Origin of the sequence: Streptomyces sp. NPDC008317, from assembly GCF_042955955.1 — a bacterium.
Lineage (GTDB): Bacteria > Actinomycetota > Actinomycetes > Streptomycetales > Streptomycetaceae > Actinacidiphila.
In genome coordinates this window covers 120,427-135,249 of record NZ_JBIBFQ010000013.1, presented here as the reverse complement: position 1 = coordinate 135,249, position 14,823 = coordinate 120,427, and the positions used below count along the sequence as shown (strand labels likewise).

Here is a 14,823-nt window from a genome sequence, read left to right as displayed (position 1 = left end):
AAGTCCGCTTGAGGTTGTTGGCTGGGGTCCGCACGCGCCGCGCCCGTACCCCGACAGGAGACCCGCCATGCACGCCGTACGACTGCACGCCTTCGGCCCTCCGGAGAATCTGCGGTACGAGGAGGCGCCGGACCCCGTGCCGGGCGCGGGACAGGTGCGGATCTCGGTCGAGGCGGCCGGAGTGCACCTGGTGGACACCACACTGCGGGCCGGGAAGTACGAGGGCGGCCCGATGCCCGCGCCCGAACTGCCGACGATTCCGGGCCGGGAGGTGGCGGGCACCGTGGACGCGCTCGGGGACGGCACCGACCCGGCGTGGCTCGGCCGCCGCGTCGTCGCGCACCTGGGCATGGTGCCCGGCGGGTACGCGGGGGCCGCGGTCACCGACGCCGCCCGGCTGCACGCGCTCCCCGACGGCCTGGACGCCGCCGCGGCCGTCGCGATGATCGGCACGGGCCGTACGACGGTGGGCATCCTGCGGCTGGCGGAACTGCGGGCGGCCGACACCGTGGTGGTGCTGGCCGCCGCGGGCGGCATCGGGACGCTGGTGGTGCAGTACGCGCGGCAGCTCGGCGCGACCGTCGTCGGCGCGGCGGGCGGCGCGGAGAAGACCGAACGGGTCCGCTCGCTGGGCGCGGGCCTCGCCGTCGACTACGGGCGGCCGGAATGGACGCGGGAGGTGCGGGACTTCCTCGGGGGCGCGGGCGCGACCGTCGTCCTCGACTCCGTGGGCGGCGGCCTCGCGCGCGCCGCGGTCGGCCTGCTGGCGCCCGGCGGCCGGCACCTCGTCTACGGCTGGTCCTCGGGCGAACCGTTGCGTTTCGCCGACAGCGAACTCGCCGAGCGCGGCATCACCTCGCGGGTCGTCGTGGGCCCGGCCCTCCAGAAGTTCACCGGCACCCCGGAAGGGATGCGCGCCCTGGAGACCGAGGCGTTGGAGGCCGCAGCCGACGGCCGGCTGCGGCCCGCCGTACAGCGTTTCCCGCTCGCGGACGCCGCCGGGGCGCACCGGGCGCTGGAGTCGCGGGCGACGATGGGCAAGGTCGTCCTGATCCCGTAGCCGGGACCTCGGGCGGGGGACGGCGTACGGCCCGCACACGCGCTCGCCGGGTGCCGTCTTTCCGTCTTGGGAACTCCTTTACGCTCCCCGAGAGTTCTCAGATCGCGTACGGACCACGTACCGAACCCCGCCCGAGGAGAGACCCGCTCATGGCCCTGTGGGACCGCTTGAAAGACTCCACCAAGACGATGCAGACCCAGCTCAACGCGAAGAAGAACGACCTGAAGAGCGGGGCCTTCCGCGATGCCAGCATGGCGATGTGCGCGCTCGTGGCCGCCGCCGACGGCTCCGTCGACCCGTCCGAGCGGCAGCGCGTCGCGTCGCTGATCGCGAGCAACGACGTGTTGCAGAATTTCCCGGCGCCCGACCTCCAGCGCCGTTTCGAGGACTACCTGACCAAGCTCACCGCCGACTTCGCCCTCGGCAAGGTGGCGATCCTCCAGGAGATCGCCAAGGTGCAGAAGAAGCCGACGGAGGCGCGTGCCGTCATCCAGATCGGCATCGTCATCGGCGGCGCCGACGGCGACTTCGACAAGACCGAGCAGGCCGTCGTGCGCGAGGCGTGCTTCGCGGTGGGCCTCAACCCGGCGGAGTTCGACCTCTGACCGGCCCCGCGTGACCGGGGGTCTCCGTCACCGGGGGCTTCCGCGACCGGGGTTCGTGGTCCGGTCGAGTTCGTGATCCGGCGCCCCTGCCTCCGGCGGTGCGCGGCCTGGTGACGGCCGCGCCGCCGGGCGGCACATGCCGCGTGCCCATTTTTGGCCATATTGGGCTGTTCGAATGACATGACCCTCCGCGTCCCCATATCTTCATGCTGATACCAGCGGAAACCGGTACAGCACTGCGCGCCACCGGGCGACTCCTGGGGAAGCGAGGTGCTGACCGTGCCGGTGGAGGGCTCCGCGTGCCGCGCGGCGGCCGTGGCGGTACGAGCCGTCACACCGGTCGCCGTCGCCGTCTTCGCCGTCGCTGTCTTGGCAGGCGTCGTGGCCGGGGCGGGCCGGGCGTCGGCCGCGACGGAAACCGGCAGCGGCGGGGAAGCCGGGAGCGGCGGGCACCAGCCGGTGACCGTGGCGGTGTGCGTCGACGGCAGGATCATCAGCCGACTGCTGCATCTGGATGTCGCCTTACGGCTCCCGGTGGGCCGCCTCACCGTGAAGGTCGGTGAACCCTGCGGCCCGAGGCCGCCGTCCGGCGGGGGCTCGCCGACACCCACGCCGACGTCGTCCCCGACCCCCACCTCCTCCCCCTCCCCCACGTGCACCCCCACCGCGGCCCCGACACCCTCGGGCCCCGTAGCCGTACCGCCGCCCGTGACGCCGCCCACGAATGGCGCGGGCCGCCCGACACCGTCCCCCGCGGGCTCCGCGCCCGTTCCTCCCCCGTCCGCAGCGCCCGCCGACGCCGCGTCCGCCCGGCACCGTACGGCCGCCGCGGCCGGCGTACGCCCGGCCGCGCCCTTGTCACCGACGCCGTCGTCGGCCGGGGACGACGACGCGAAGCCGCGCGGCACGGGCGCCGAACCGCCCTTCGACGCGCAGCCGCCGCCGTCGCCCGGCCCCGACGAGAGCGTGTCGCGCTGGTGGCTGCTGTCGATGCTGGCCGTCCTGTTGCCCGCCGCCCTCGCGGCCCTGCCGCGCTTCGTCGCACGTCGCCGCTGACCTCGGTTCGTCCGGAGCGGTCGCGTCGTCAGAGGTCACCTCGCCCAGAGGTCACCTCGTCCAGAAGTCACGTCGCCCAGAAGTCACGTCGCCCAGAGCAGGCGCGCACCCGCGCGCACCGAACCACCTGAGACCTGAGCACCGCCGCACCGAAGCCCCAGGAGTCGTATGTCCATGTACGTCGTCTCGCTGCTGTCCGTCCTCGGCGGTGTCGCCTTCGCCGTCCTGCTGGGCCACTTCCTCGGCCAGGAACAGCGGCTGGCGAGCGTCGAGTTCAACGGTCAGGCGCTGTCGCTCATCGGCGGTGTCCTGCTCAGTTCCTTCATCCTGCTGACCGGTTTCCAGGTCGCCGGCAGCTGGTCCGCGCTGAGCACCGCGCGGTCCCGTACGTACGACGAGGCCAGGGCGCTGGGAGACACGTACTGGGCGGCGGGCGGTCTCGCGAGCCCCGACCGCGTCAAGGTGCGGGCGCTGCTGCGGCAGTACACCTCCGACGTCAGGACCGTGGAGTTCCCCGAACTCGCCCACGGGCACACCAGCCCCGAGGCGTGGCATGCCCTCGACCAGGTGCGCGCGGCCATCGGCGCCGCCGCGCCCGGCCACCAGACGGCGAAGTCCGCCGCCACGACGGCGCTGGCCACGGTCTACGAAACGCGCACCGACCGCGCCGCCGAGGTCAAAGCGGGCATGCCCCGGATCACCTGGCTCGCCATGCTGGTCGCCGGCGGCTTCCTCATCGCCTTCCCCCCGGTCCTCGGCCTCACCGCCACCGCCCGCCATCTCGTGGCCCTCTGTTTCGTGGGCGCCGCCATCGCCTTCGCCATCTGCCTCACCGCCCAGCTCAACCACGCCTTCCAGCACCCCTTCGGCGTCCGCGACACCGCCTTCACCTTCGCCGAGTCCCGCTTCCACCAAATGGACGGCTGACGTTCTGCGGACGGCTCGCCGCCGCGAGCGCGCCTCAGCCGTAACGAACGGCAGCCCGTTGCCGCGCGGGTGGACGGCAGGGGCGCTTCAGGAGGCGGGGGTCACCACTGCACGTCCGCCACCAGGGGGCGGTGGTCGGAGAGGGGGGTCAGGGGGGCGGTCGCCGAGGTCAGGGCGGGGCGGACCGAGGAGGGCGGGACGCCGTGGGCCAGGATGTGGTCGAACTGGACGAGGGGGCGGTGGGCGGGGTAGGTGGGGGTGCGGGCGAGGTCGTGCCAGCGCTCGCGGCCGGTGGCGGCGAGGACGGTCCTCGGTACGGCGCCGGTCAGGTTGAAGTCGCCCAGAAGCAGGTAGGGGCGGGGCAGGTCGGCGATCCAGCGGCGTACGGCGGCGAGTTGGCGGGCGTTCCAGCCGGGCACGAAGGACAGGTGCAGGGCGACGGCCGTGAACGGTCCGGCGTTGCCCTCCAGTACGGCGGCCAGCACGGCCCGCGGCTGGTCCCGTACCCATACGAGCCCCGGCCGTCCGGCCACCCGCAGCGGCAGCGCGAAGGGCGCGGGTGCGAGCCGCCGGGCCCGCCAGTGCCGTACCGGCAGCCGGGTGAGCAGGGCGACCCCGTGCGCGGGCGCATCGCCGTACGCCTCCACCCCGCCACCCGCGCCCGCGTCCGTATCCGTATCCGTATCCGTATCCGCACCCGCACCCGCACCCGCACCCGCACCCGCACCCGCACCCGCACCCGGTGGACCGTAGACCCGGAGGTCCGGCGCTTTCGGGTCCAGGACCCATCCCTCGCCGGGGACGGACCGGCCGTGGACGGCGGAGGCGAAGCGCCAGTGCGCGGCGCCCATCGCGTCGGCCGCGACCCGCGCCTGGTCGATCCGCCCGGACCGTTCCTGGGCGCGGTCGACCTCCTGGAGTGCCACGACGTCGGCGTCCAGCGCCGCCACGGCCGCGCCCAACGGCTCCCCCGCCGCCTCCCCCACCCCGAACGCCACCGGCCGCCCCCCGGTCATCGCCTGCCCATGCAGCACGTTAAACGTCACAAAGCGCACACTCCGACGATAGCCACACCCCCGGTGACCAGCAGCGCCCAACCGGGGCGGGCCGTATCCGCGAGTCGGGTGCGGCGAACCGCCCGGCGCGGACCGAGCCGTCGGTGAACCGGCGGACCGAGCCGTCGGTGAACCCCCTGCCGGTCGGTCGCCCCCCCCCGGTGCGCGGGCTCCCGCGAGATCACCGACCCGCCGGAGGCCAACAGCCCACCCGCCCAAGGCCGTTGGGGCCCGGCCCGGCGCCGGGCCGCCCCGCGGGCAGCGTTCCGGCCACCGCGGCCGGCCTCGGTCCCCCCACCCCCGGACAGCAGCCCAGAGAGCGCTCTCACCACATCTTGACGGCAGCGCATGTACACGGGTTCAATCAACTTCGCTCAGTTGTCTACACCACCGGACGCCCCGCCTCCGCGCCGCGACCGGTCCACCGCCGCGCCCGTTGCACCCCCGCTGCATCCGCCGCACCCCTCGCACCCCGCCGTACCACCGCATCCGCCGCCGTATCCGCGGCACCGCTCCCCCCCTCCGCGTGTTCCCTGGCAACTCTTCCCGTCCGCCGATTGACGGACCGTCAGGAGCTCTCCGTGACCCACCGCTCATCCCCCCACAGCAGATCCCCGCGGTCGGCCTCGCGCGCCCGCGCCTTCTCCGGACCCGCCGCATTCCGCGCCTTCCGCGCCTTCCGCGCCTGGCGTCAACTCGCCCTCGCCACAGCGCTCGGCGCGCTCGCCGTGTTCGCCGTCGGCACCCCGTCCGCGGACGCGGTCACCGTGCCGGGCGCGCCGTCCGGCTGGACCACCGTCTTCAGCGACGACTTCGCCGGCGCGGCGGGCAGCGCGCCGAACGGGTCGAAGTGGACGTACGACACCGGCCCCGGTGCGAACTTCGGGACCGGCGAGATCGAGACGATGACCAACTCGACCAGCAACGTCCACCTGGACGGCAACGGTCACCTCAACATCACCGCGCTCGGCAGCGGCACCAACTGGACGTCGGGCCGCATCCACACGCCCACCGCGGTCGCGGGCGCCCCGGCGGGCGGCAAGTTGCAGGTCACGGCGTCGATCCAGCAGCCCAGCCCGGCCAACGGCCTCGGCTACTGGCCCGCGTTCTGGATGCTCGGCCCCGGCCAGTGGCCCGAGAACGGCGAGATCGACATCATGGAGGACGTCAACGCCCTCTCCCAGGTGGCGGGCACGATCCACTGCGGCACGTACCCCGGCGGTGTCTGCAACGAGGGCAACGGCATCGGCAGCGGCCTGCGCGCGTGTTCCGGCTGCCAGAGCGGCTTCCACACGTACTCGATGATCCTCGACCGGACGAACACGTCCAACGAGTCGATCACCTTCTACCTCGACGGCGCCTCGTACTTCAGCGTCAGCGAGGGCCAGGTCGGCGCGGCCACCTGGCAGGCGGCGTACGACCACAACCTGAACATCATCTTCGACCTCGCGATGGGCGGCGGCTTCCCCAACGGCGTCTGCGGCTGTACCTCGCCGAGTTCGGCGACGACGTCCGGCGGGACGATGAGCGTCGGATACGTGGCCGCGTACACGACGACCGGCGGCGGTACGACCCCGCCGCCGTCCGGCGGCAAGGCCATCACCGGCTACGGCGGCCTGTGCCTGGACGACCGCGCGTCGAGTACCGCCAACTACAACCCCGTTCAGGTCTACACGTGCAACGGCACGGCCGCGCAGCAGTGGACCGTCGTGGAGGCGGGCAGCACCCTGCACGTCCTGGGCAAGTGCCTCGACGTCAACGGCGGCGGCACGGCCAACGGGACGCTGGTCGATCTCTACGACTGCAACAACACCGGTTCGCAGGTGTGGATACCGCAGTCCAACGGGTCGTTGTACAACCCGCAGTCCAACAGGTGCCTGGACGACACCGGTTGGTCGACCACCGCGGGCACCCAGGTGGAGATCTGGGACTGCACGGGCGGGGCCAACCAGGTCTGGCACCTGCCGTCCTGACGGTATTTCAGCTCTTGACGACCTGAGGCCCCGACGGCCTACGGCACTCCCGGCCCCAGGTCCTGACGTTCTTCCAGGCAGTCCCCCCACGCGAGCCGCCGCCCCGACGCACCGACGGCGGCGGCCCGCCTGCCACCTCCAAGGAGGAGTACGTGGTCTCCAGACGATCCTTCGTCACCGCGGTCGGCGCGGGCGCCGCCGCCGCGAGTTCCCCGCTGTGGGCGCGCGGCCTGACGTCGCGGGCCGCGGCGGCCGGTCCGTCACTGCCCGTCTCGCTGAAGAACAACTCGGGCAACGGCACGGTCTACGCCTACATCAGCGGCTCCGACAGCTCCGGCTGGCCCGGCTTCGTCACCTCGTCCGGGCACTTCCAGCGGCTGCCCAGCCCCTCGTCCGTCCTGACCCCGATCGCCGACTTCTCCCTCCAGTTGGGCGCCTCGGGCTCGGCCGCCACCACCTTCACGCTCCAGGACTACGTGATCGGCGGCCGGGTCTGGTTCTCGGTCGGCAAGAAGATCCAGTTCTACGTCAACCCGCCCGGCGGCAACGGCGGCGTACCCGGTCTCGTACAGCCCGGTTTCACCAGCAGCGACCCCAACTGGCTGACCAACTGGACCTTCTGCGAGTTCACGTACAACAGCGCCAACCTGTACGCGAACATCAGCTACGTCGACATGGTGGCGCTGCCCGTCTCCATGGCGACGACCGGCAGCGGCGGTTCGCAGTCGGTCAGCCCGCTGCCCTCGGGCGCGCTGGCCTCCATCGCCTCCGGGCTCCAGGCGCAGCACGCCGCCGACGGGGCGCCGTGGGACAAGCTGGTCGCCACCGACTCCTCGGGCGCCGCGCTGCGCATCCTGGCGCCCTCGCACTCGCCGACCGACTTCGGCGGGTACTGGAACAACTACCTCAACAGCGTGTGGAGTTACTACCAGTCGCACACGCTGACCATCAACGGGCAGGGCGGCATCGGCTCGTACTCGGGCACCGTCTCCGGCAACACCCTGGTCTTCTCGGGTCTGAACACCAACGGCGTGCCGTTCACCAAGCCCAGCGCCGTCGACATCTTCGGCTGCGCCAGCGGCCCGCTCTACAACTCCGGCGGCGACGCCCGCGGCGCGGTCGCCGCCCGGCTGGCCGCCGCCCTCAACCGCAGCTCGCTGCTGGTCGGCGGCGGCAACAACCAGCCCGACGGCGTCGCGCCCTCCGCGTACTACACGGACGCGACGACCAACCACTACGCGCGGCTCGTCCACAAGTACGCCAACGTCGGATACGCCTTCCCGTACGACGACGTCGGTCCCACCGGCGCCGCTCCCGTCGACGGTCACATCCAGGACGGCGCGCCGACCTCCTGGACGGTCTCGCTCGGTCCCGGCGCGGGCTCCGGCACCACCCCGCCGCCCGGCGGTGGCGGCACGGGCGCCTACTCGACCGTCCAGGCGGAGTCCTACAGCGCCCAGAGCGGCACCCAGACCGAGGCGTGCACCGACTCCGGCGGCGGCCAGGACGTCGGCTACATCTCCAACGGCGACTGGCTCAAGTACGCGGCCCTCGACTTCGGTTCCTCCTCGCCCTTGCAGTTCACCGCCCGCCTCGCCTCCGGCGCCGACCCCGGCGTCAGCGGCGCCCTCCAGGTCCGCCTCGGCAGCACCACCGGGACCAAGATCGCCGAGATCGACTTCGGCAACAACGGCGGCTGGCAGAACTGGCAGACCGTCCCCGCCAACGTCACCGCCTCCGTCACCGGCACCCACGACGTCTATCTCGTCTTCTCGTCCGGCTCCTCCGCCGACTTCCTCAACATCAACTGGTTCACCTTCACCCACTGATCCGGGTCCGTCCCTCAGCCTCCGCCGGGTCCGGGCCGCGCGATGTGCGGCCCGGCCCCAGCGGGTGGGGAACGTCAGATCAGGACGTCCTTGTAGTAGACGCTCGCGTAGCGGGTGGAGCTGGTCATGGAGGGGCGGGAGGCGAAGCCGAAGCACAGGCGCGGGTTGTCGTTGACGGTCCGGTAGACCATCATCCCCTCGGGCTCGCGGTAGAAGAGGGTCTTGCCTGCCGCGGTGAAGGAGCGCTGGACGACCTTGCCGGTGTTCATGTCGGTGGCCGTCACGTAGGAGTTGATGTCGGCGGGGTCCTCGTGCCCTGTGCCGTCCAGCGTGTAGAGGTAGTTGTCGAGGAACGTGTAGCCCTGGAAGGTCACGGAGCCGTTGCCGAGGGCGGGTTGGGCGAAGTGCGCCAGCGGGCTGGAGAACTGGCCCGCGGCGGCGTCGGCGAGCGAGAACAGGCTGTAGTGCATGCCGCCGCTCTCGCTGCGGCGGACCAACAGCCGTTTGTTGACCGGGTCGGTGGCGCAGGAGATCGTCTTGCTGCCGGTGAGGAACTTCTTCACCGACGACGGGGTGCCGCCGTTGACGAATTTGAAGCGGGCGAGCGCCGTGCCGCGACCGGCGTCACTGTGCTGGTCGGAGTCGCACTCCATCCAGATGTAGGACGCGGTGCCGACCGGCTCCACCCCGATCGACACACCGTGCCCCGCGTTGCTGACGTGCATGTGGCCGGTCAGCTCGCCGCTGATGCTCAACTGGTTGACGCACAGGTCGTCGCCGTCGCTGCCGTTCTGGATCTGCGCGATGTACAGGCGCCGGTTGACGTTGTCGTAGGCCATGCCCTGCATCGCGTGGTGCGTCTCGTGCAGCGACACCCCGCGGAACCGCTCGTACGACGGTTGCGACAGGTCGAACCGTTGGGAGGCCGGGACGTCGGCCGCTGCCAGTGACTCGCTCAGCGCGACGCCCGCGCCGACTCCGAGCAGGCCGGTACCGGCCACTTTTAACGCCGTGCGGCGCGAGAGGGATCGCGACAGTGATTTCGACATTGCGCCACCCTGGCACCACCCTTCACACCCCGCAATGCCCAGGGCGGAGGCGGGGCGGTCGGTCAGACGGCGGCGGGCGGCTGCACGGGGCGGGCAGTCCTACGGGGCGGGCGGCTGCACGGGGCGGGCGGTCAGACGGCGGCGGGCGGCTGCACGGGGCGGGCAGTCCTACGGGGCGGGCGGCTGCACGGGGCGGGCAGTCCTACGGGGCGGGCGGCTGCACGGGGCGGGCAGTCCTACGGGGCGGGCGGCTGCACGGGGCGGGCGCTGAGTTCCTTGGCCGCCTCCGTGAGGTCCTTGGCGGTGTCGATGGCCCGCCAGTAGGCCCCCTGGGGGATCGGGAAACCGGCCAGCCTCCGCTCGCGGGCCAGCCGCGGGAAGGTCGTGCGCTCGTGGTCGCCCCGGTCCGGGAGCTGGGCGGTGAAGCCGGGCGCGAAGACGTACACGCCCGCGTTGATGAGGAAGGGCGAGGGCGGGGCCTCGATGAAGTCCAGCACCTGGCCGAACTCGTTGGTCTCGACGGCGCCCCACGGGATACGGGGGCGGGCCAGCGCGAGGGTCGCGATCGCGTCGCGCTCACGGTGGAAGGCGGCCATCTCGCGGAGCGAGAAGCGGGTCCAGATGTCGCCGTTGGTGGCGTACCAGGCTTCGTCGGGCCGGGGCAGCGAGGCCGCCGCGTACTTCAACCCGCCGCCGCGGCCCAGCGGTTCGCGCTCGACGACCGTGGTCACGTTCAGCGGCTGCGGGGTGCCGTCCAGCCACTCCTGGAGCACCTCGGCGAGGTGGCCGCAGGACACGACGGCGTCGGTGACGCCCTCGGCGGCGAGCCACGCGAGCTGGTGCCCGATGATCGGCGTCCCGGTGCCGGGGATCTCCACCATCGGCTTGGGGCGGTCGTCGGTGTACGGCCGCAGCCGCGAGCCCTGGCCGCCGGCCAGGAGCACGGCCTGGGTGACCGGCGCGGCGTCGTGGCGCGAGGCGTCATCCGGCGCGGCGTCGTGGCGCGAGGCGTCATCCGGCGCGGCGGCGTGGTGCGTGGCCTCGGCGCGCGAGGCGTCGTGGGCGGTCGAGGGGGAACGGTCGTCGGCGCGCGTCATGCAGCGCACCCTATGCGAAGGCGGCGTACGTCCCGCACCGGGCGGGCCGTACGCCGCAAGGGGTTCCTCGCGCGTGCCGGTGGTGGGAGGCGGCCGGAGAGGCCGCCGTCAACAGCGATGTCAGCCGACCGAGGCGACGCCCGTCGCGAAGGCGGTGTCGCACACCGGGCGCGACCACGCCTGGGCGCGCTGCGTGGCGCCGTCGTACTTGGCGACGGCGGCGCGCCCCAGCGACCGGGCGATCGACGCGCAGTACCGTGCGAGCGACGGCTGACGCGCCATCTCGACCTGCAACTGGGTCAGAGCGGCGCCGGGGTCCTTCTCCTGGAGTTCGTCCAACAGACGGCGGCGCAGCACCTCCTGCGGTGCCTTGGAGGCATCCTGCGCGGCAACCTGCTCCTTCGTCTTCGCGGATGCGGTGAGCACCTGCGAGTCGGAGGAGGAGTCCGCCCACGGGACGCGGGTGACGGCGAGCGTTCCCGACAGCACGAGAACGACCGGAAGAACGAGCGCGAATGTCTTGCCGAGACGGCGAGCTACCTGGTTCACGCATCGGATCGTAGCGACTGGTGATGATTTGGCGACATTTAGTCACCCTGACGAGGGAGTGAAAATCTCGGAGAGGGTGTTCGGGTGTTGACGAACACACCCGAAAGGCCGGATATGCGTATGTATTTGTCGACAACGTGTACGGATGGCGGGGGTGGCGGCGAGGCGGGGGCGAGGCGGCGACGCGGCTCAGATAGCGGCGGCACACGTACCGGCGGGGCACATACCGGCGGGGCACATACCGGCGGCACACGTACCGGCGGCACACGTACCGGTGGCACACGGCGACGGCCCGCCGGTACGTGAGGAGTCACGTACCGGCGGGCCGTCGGCGTGGAGGAACCGGTGGATCAGCGGTTGTCGGTCAGGCGCTCGCCGGAGGAGGTGGCGAAGACGTGCGTCTCGCCGGCGCGCGGCACGACGTGCAGCACGGAGCCCTTCTCGGGGATCGCGCGGCCGCCGACGCGGATGACGACGTCCTTGTCCTCGTCGCCGACCTTGGCCGAGCCGTACACGTAACCGTCGGCGCCCAGCTCCTCGACGACGTTGACGGTGACAGCGAGACCCGCCGGGCCCTCCTTCGTCAGCGCCTTGGAGCTGTCGTTCTCGGAGACGATGTCGAAGTGCTCGGGGCGGACGCCGACGGTGACCGTACGGTCGCCCTTGTCCGACGCGGCCTGCACCGCTTCGCGCTCGACGTTCACGACCGCGTTGCCGAACTTCACGCCGCCGTCGGTGATCGGCACCTCGATGAGGTTCATCGCCGGGGAGCCGATGAAGCCGGCCACGAAGAGGTTCGCGGGGCGGTCGTACATGTTCCGCGGGCTGTCGACCTGCTGGAGGATGCCGTCCTTGAGGACCGCCACGCGGTCACCCATCGTCATGGCCTCGACCTGGTCGTGCGTCACGTACACGGTCGTGACGCCCAGACGGCGCTGGAGGCTCGCGATCTGCGTACGGGTCTGGACGCGGAGCTTGGCGTCGAGGTTCGACAGCGGCTCGTCCATGAGGAACACCTGCGGCTCACGGACGATCGCGCGGCCCATCGCGACACGCTGGCGCTGACCGCCGGAGAGCGCCTTCGGCTTGCGCGCCAGGTACTCGGTGAGGTCCAGGATCTTCGCGGCTTCCTCGACCCGCTTGCGGATCTCGGCCTTGTTGACGCCCGCGATCTTCAGGGCGAAGCCCATGTTGTCCGCGACGGTCATGTGCGGGTACAGCGCGTAGTTCTGGAACACCATCGCGATGTCCCGGTCCTTCGGCGGCAGGTGCGTGACGTCCCGCTCACCGATCCGGATCGCACCCGCGTTGACGTCCTCGAGACCCGCGAGCATGCGCAGGGAGGTCGACTTGCCGCAACCCGAGGGCCCGACGAGAACCAGGAACTCGCCGTCCCCGACCTCGATCTCCAGGCCGTCCACCGCGGGCTTGTCGCCACCGGGGTAGATGCGGGTCGCCTTGTCGAACGTGACAGTTGCCATGACTGATTACAGTCCCTTCACCGGCAGGAACGTGCCGGACGATCCGAGTAAAGGAAGGATTGGTCCAGTCCACACTGTGTGAACCTTCCCGTGACGCTACCTTGCCCCCCGCCCCTTGTCACCAGCCCCCCGCCCCCCACTTTCCCTCCCACCCCCCGATCCGTGCCCGCTACACTTCTCCTGCGCCTCCTTAGCTCAGCTGGCCAGAGCACCGCTCTTGTAAAGCGAAGGTCGTCGGTTCGAATCCGACAGGGGGCTCTCTGTTTGTGCTGGTCAGGTGCCCCGCCGTCCTTGTGGGCGGTGGGGCCTTTCCCGTCCGGCACACATTCAGCACACATCGTGTCCCGGACGGGGTGGGGAGGAGGCAGCCGGTGCCTCCCAAGGACGAGCTGGCGAAGCGGCGGTACGACAAGCTCGTAAGCCAGGTCGAGGCTCTGATGCGCGCGTCACTGAAGCCGGAGTACCAGGGGTACGGCGGGCAGCTCGTCCTGAACGCCAAGGACATCGAGGAGCTGGGCAGCTCGCCCGACGAGATCCGCCGAGCGGCGCGCGACCGACGCTCTGGACGCCTTCCTGGGCCGAGACGACTGATCAAGGCTGTCCCGCAACTCCCCACGGTCACACCGCTTGAGCGACGGGGTTGCCTTGGAGGTTGTGGTCGGCGCAGGGCCATGTGCTTGCGGCGAGCGGGGCGAGCGGTGTCGGTACGAGGTGCAGTTCCTTGCCGAGGGTGAGGGCGACCATGCCGTTGTCCAGAATGAGGACGCGGCTGGTGACGCCGGTGCCAGGAAGTTCTGCAAGTGTGTGGGCCTTCAGGCCGGCGTCGATGGCGGTCAGTTGGTCGTTGCGCCAGTAGACGGTGGTTCCTTCCTGGTCCACTGCGGCGGGTGCGGTGTAGTAGCCGGGCAGGCCCGGGCCGCTGGTCAAGGTGTCGTCCGGCGCAAGTCGCTGATATCTGGAGTGAGAAGGCAGCCGGTTCTCCATTTCGACAATGGAGACGACGCCGTCAGCACCGATCGCGAGCGTTCCATGGCTAGGCCAGGTGGCGACGCGGGCGCCTTCGGAGGTCCAACGCGTTGTCTCCAGGGCTCCGTAACCCTGGGCGCCGATGAGGAAGCCCCGGTCCCCGTCGATCGCTTTGTGCCCGCCGGGCGCGGCTGCCGTCGCGGCCGATGTCTTGCCCGTGCGTAGATCGAGAAAGAACGTGCGGCCGAGTCCGCTTCTTAGGTCTTCGAATGACGCGGCCACGCTGTCCCCGGCAATCATCAGCGGCTCGTGGTAAGCCACGCTGACCTCACCTGGCGCCCACGCGGGTTTCTGCCGCGCCTGCCAGCCGGAGTCCTCGCTGATCTCGACTATTCCGGGATACGAGATGTCGCCGAAGCGGATCGGGGTCGACCATACGCGGGTGCCGTCTTCGCGGTGGCGGGAGATCCGCGGTTCACTCATGGGCCCCTCGCGGCGAAGGGGTCCGCGCGCCGCAGTCCACAGGATGCAGAAGCCGTCGGGCAACAGGGCGAAGGTGCCGATGTCCTCGCCGGGCCGGCTGGGCGGGACCACGGAGTTGACGGTCCGGCCGTCCGCGTCGATCTCATCCAGAACCCGCCAGGTCGATTCAGGGCGGGACACCCAGACGGTTCCACGGCCGGTGGCCCGCACCCACGGGTGACCGGTTCCCGGGAACGAGCGCTGCCACTCCGCACGTCCCGTCTGGCTGACGGCGGTGAGGACGGTCTCCATGGGATTCGCGCCGTAGCCGATGACGAAGAGCAGACCGGCCGGATCATCGGCCACGACGTTCCGCGCCTGGCCAGGCAGGACGACGCGCAGAGGAGCATTCATGGACGTGCATCCTGCCCGGCCGTCCAGAGCGACGCCACCACGAGTGCCGGCCATGAGAACGCTCACCCGTGACCGGGCGTGCAGCCGTTGACGCCGCCCCCGCTCGGAAGCGGGGGGACGACATCCAACGGGAGTCCGGCCGTCGTCAGGCCGGTAGCGCGTCCTCTGGCGAGGATCATGGCCCGGCGTTTGTGCATCTTCTTGGAGACCTCGTCCAGGCGGTCGGGGAAGAGGTGGCCGTAGACGTCGAGGGTGAGGGTCGCGGACTTGTGGCCGAGCATGGTCTGGACGACGTCTCGT

At 71.4% G+C, this 14,823-nt stretch carries 13 protein-coding genes and 1 tRNA gene; 7 read left to right on the top strand and 7 right to left on the bottom strand.

Annotated elements, in window-relative coordinates; translation table 11 throughout:
• Window positions 1-67 precede the first annotated feature (67 nt).
• The 4 genes from ACFY9V_RS32910 (at window position 68) to ACFY9V_RS32895 (ending at window position 3,648) form a co-directional block, all read left to right on the top strand.
• Complete coding sequence (locus ACFY9V_RS32910; RefSeq protein WP_391164065.1) at window positions 68-1,060, top strand: zinc-binding dehydrogenase; 993 nt, start codon at window positions 68-70, stop codon at window positions 1,058-1,060.
• A 149-nt stretch (window positions 1,061-1,209) separates the two neighbouring features.
• The gene (locus tag ACFY9V_RS32905; RefSeq protein ID WP_355342211.1) at window positions 1,210-1,665 is read left to right on the top strand and encodes a TerB family tellurite resistance protein; all 456 of its coding nucleotides are present in this window, start codon (window positions 1,210-1,212) and stop codon (window positions 1,663-1,665) included.
• Between the two features lie 270 nt (window positions 1,666-1,935).
• Complete coding sequence (locus tag ACFY9V_RS32900) at window positions 1,936-2,721, top strand: hypothetical protein (protein ID WP_391164064.1); 786 nt, start codon at window positions 1,936-1,938, stop codon at window positions 2,719-2,721.
• A 168-nt stretch (window positions 2,722-2,889) separates the two neighbouring features.
• Window positions 2,890-3,648, top strand: a complete 759-nt coding sequence (locus ACFY9V_RS32895; protein WP_391049653.1) for a hypothetical protein — start codon at window positions 2,890-2,892, stop codon at window positions 3,646-3,648.
• Between the two features lie 101 nt (window positions 3,649-3,749).
• On the opposite strand, the gene ACFY9V_RS32890 is transcribed toward ACFY9V_RS32895, so the two are convergent.
• The gene (locus ACFY9V_RS32890) at window positions 3,750-4,694 is read right to left on the bottom strand and encodes an endonuclease/exonuclease/phosphatase family protein (protein WP_391164063.1); all 945 of its coding nucleotides are present in this window, start codon (window positions 4,692-4,694) and stop codon (window positions 3,750-3,752) included.
• A gap of 590 nt (window positions 4,695-5,284) precedes the next feature.
• On the opposite strand from ACFY9V_RS32890, the gene ACFY9V_RS32885 reads away from it, so the two are divergent.
• A complete protein-coding gene (locus ACFY9V_RS32885) occupies window positions 5,285-6,676 on the top strand; it encodes a ricin-type beta-trefoil lectin domain protein (RefSeq protein ID WP_391164062.1) in 1,392 nt (463 codons plus the stop codon).
• Between the two features lie 152 nt (window positions 6,677-6,828).
• The gene (locus ACFY9V_RS32880) at window positions 6,829-8,505 is read left to right on the top strand and encodes a beta-1,3-glucanase family protein (protein WP_391164061.1); all 1,677 of its coding nucleotides are present in this window, start codon (window positions 6,829-6,831) and stop codon (window positions 8,503-8,505) included.
• A gap of 74 nt (window positions 8,506-8,579) precedes the next feature.
• Here ACFY9V_RS32880 and ACFY9V_RS32875 read toward each other — a convergent pair whose 3' ends face one another.
• From ACFY9V_RS32875 to ACFY9V_RS32860, 4 genes are all read right to left on the bottom strand, one after another.
• The gene (locus tag ACFY9V_RS32875) at window positions 8,580-9,506 is read right to left on the bottom strand and encodes a teichoic acid biosynthesis protein C (protein ID WP_391164060.1); all 927 of its coding nucleotides are present in this window, start codon (window positions 9,504-9,506) and stop codon (window positions 8,580-8,582) included.
• 284 nt (window positions 9,507-9,790) lie between these two features.
• Window positions 9,791-10,651 carry a sugar phosphate nucleotidyltransferase gene (locus ACFY9V_RS32870; protein ID WP_391164059.1) on the bottom strand — a complete coding sequence of 287 codons (861 nt, stop codon included), beginning with the start codon at window positions 10,649-10,651 and terminating at the stop codon, window positions 9,791-9,793.
• A gap of 120 nt (window positions 10,652-10,771) precedes the next feature.
• Window positions 10,772-11,200: a hypothetical protein gene (locus ACFY9V_RS32865; protein ID WP_188280613.1), complete on the bottom strand. Its 429-nt coding sequence runs from the start codon at window positions 11,198-11,200 to the stop codon at window positions 10,772-10,774.
• A 350-nt stretch (window positions 11,201-11,550) separates the two neighbouring features.
• The gene (locus ACFY9V_RS32860) at window positions 11,551-12,681 is read right to left on the bottom strand and encodes a sn-glycerol-3-phosphate ABC transporter ATP-binding protein UgpC (protein WP_355342187.1); all 1,131 of its coding nucleotides are present in this window, start codon (window positions 12,679-12,681) and stop codon (window positions 11,551-11,553) included.
• Between the two features lie 184 nt (window positions 12,682-12,865).
• On the opposite strand from ACFY9V_RS32860, the gene ACFY9V_RS32855 reads away from it, so the two are divergent.
• Window positions 12,866-12,939: transfer RNA gene (locus ACFY9V_RS32855), tRNA-Thr, on the top strand.
• A 360-nt stretch (window positions 12,940-13,299) separates the two neighbouring features.
• On the opposite strand, the gene ACFY9V_RS32850 is transcribed toward ACFY9V_RS32855, so the two are convergent.
• Together ACFY9V_RS32850 and ACFY9V_RS32845 are read right to left on the bottom strand one after the other, a co-directional pair.
• Entirely contained in the window at window positions 13,300-14,523 is a 1,224-nt protein-coding gene (locus ACFY9V_RS32850) for a hypothetical protein (RefSeq protein ID WP_391164058.1), read from the bottom strand.
• A 62-nt stretch (window positions 14,524-14,585) separates the two neighbouring features.
• Window positions 14,586-14,804 (bottom strand): hypothetical protein, encoded by a 219-nt coding sequence (locus ACFY9V_RS32845; RefSeq protein ID WP_391164057.1) that lies wholly within the window; start codon window positions 14,802-14,804, stop codon window positions 14,586-14,588.
• Window positions 14,805-14,823: the final 19 nt, after the last annotated feature.

What these genes read in the sequence shown, in the direction of transcription:
- ACFY9V_RS32905 (WP_355342211.1), top strand. Translation starts at nt 1,210, where the DNA reads ATGGCCCTGTGGGACCGCTTGAAAGACTCCACCAAGACGATGCAGACC.
- ACFY9V_RS32860 (WP_355342187.1), bottom strand. Translation starts at nt 12,681, where the DNA reads ATGGCAACTGTCACGTTCGACAAGGCGACCCGCATCTACCCCGGTGGC.
- ACFY9V_RS32910 (WP_391164065.1), top strand. Translation starts at nt 68, where the DNA reads ATGCACGCCGTACGACTGCACGCCTTCGGCCCTCCGGAGAATCTGCGG.
- ACFY9V_RS32845 (WP_391164057.1), bottom strand. Translation starts at nt 14,804, where the DNA reads ATGCTCGGCCACAAGTCCGCGACCCTCACCCTCGACGTCTACGGCCAC.
- ACFY9V_RS32850 (WP_391164058.1), bottom strand. Translation starts at nt 14,523, where the DNA reads ATGAATGCTCCTCTGCGCGTCGTCCTGCCTGGCCAGGCGCGGAACGTC.
- ACFY9V_RS32870 (WP_391164059.1), bottom strand. Translation starts at nt 10,651, where the DNA reads ATGACGCGCGCCGACGACCGTTCCCCCTCGACCGCCCACGACGCCTCG.
- ACFY9V_RS32895 (WP_391049653.1), top strand. Translation starts at nt 2,890, where the DNA reads ATGTCCATGTACGTCGTCTCGCTGCTGTCCGTCCTCGGCGGTGTCGCC.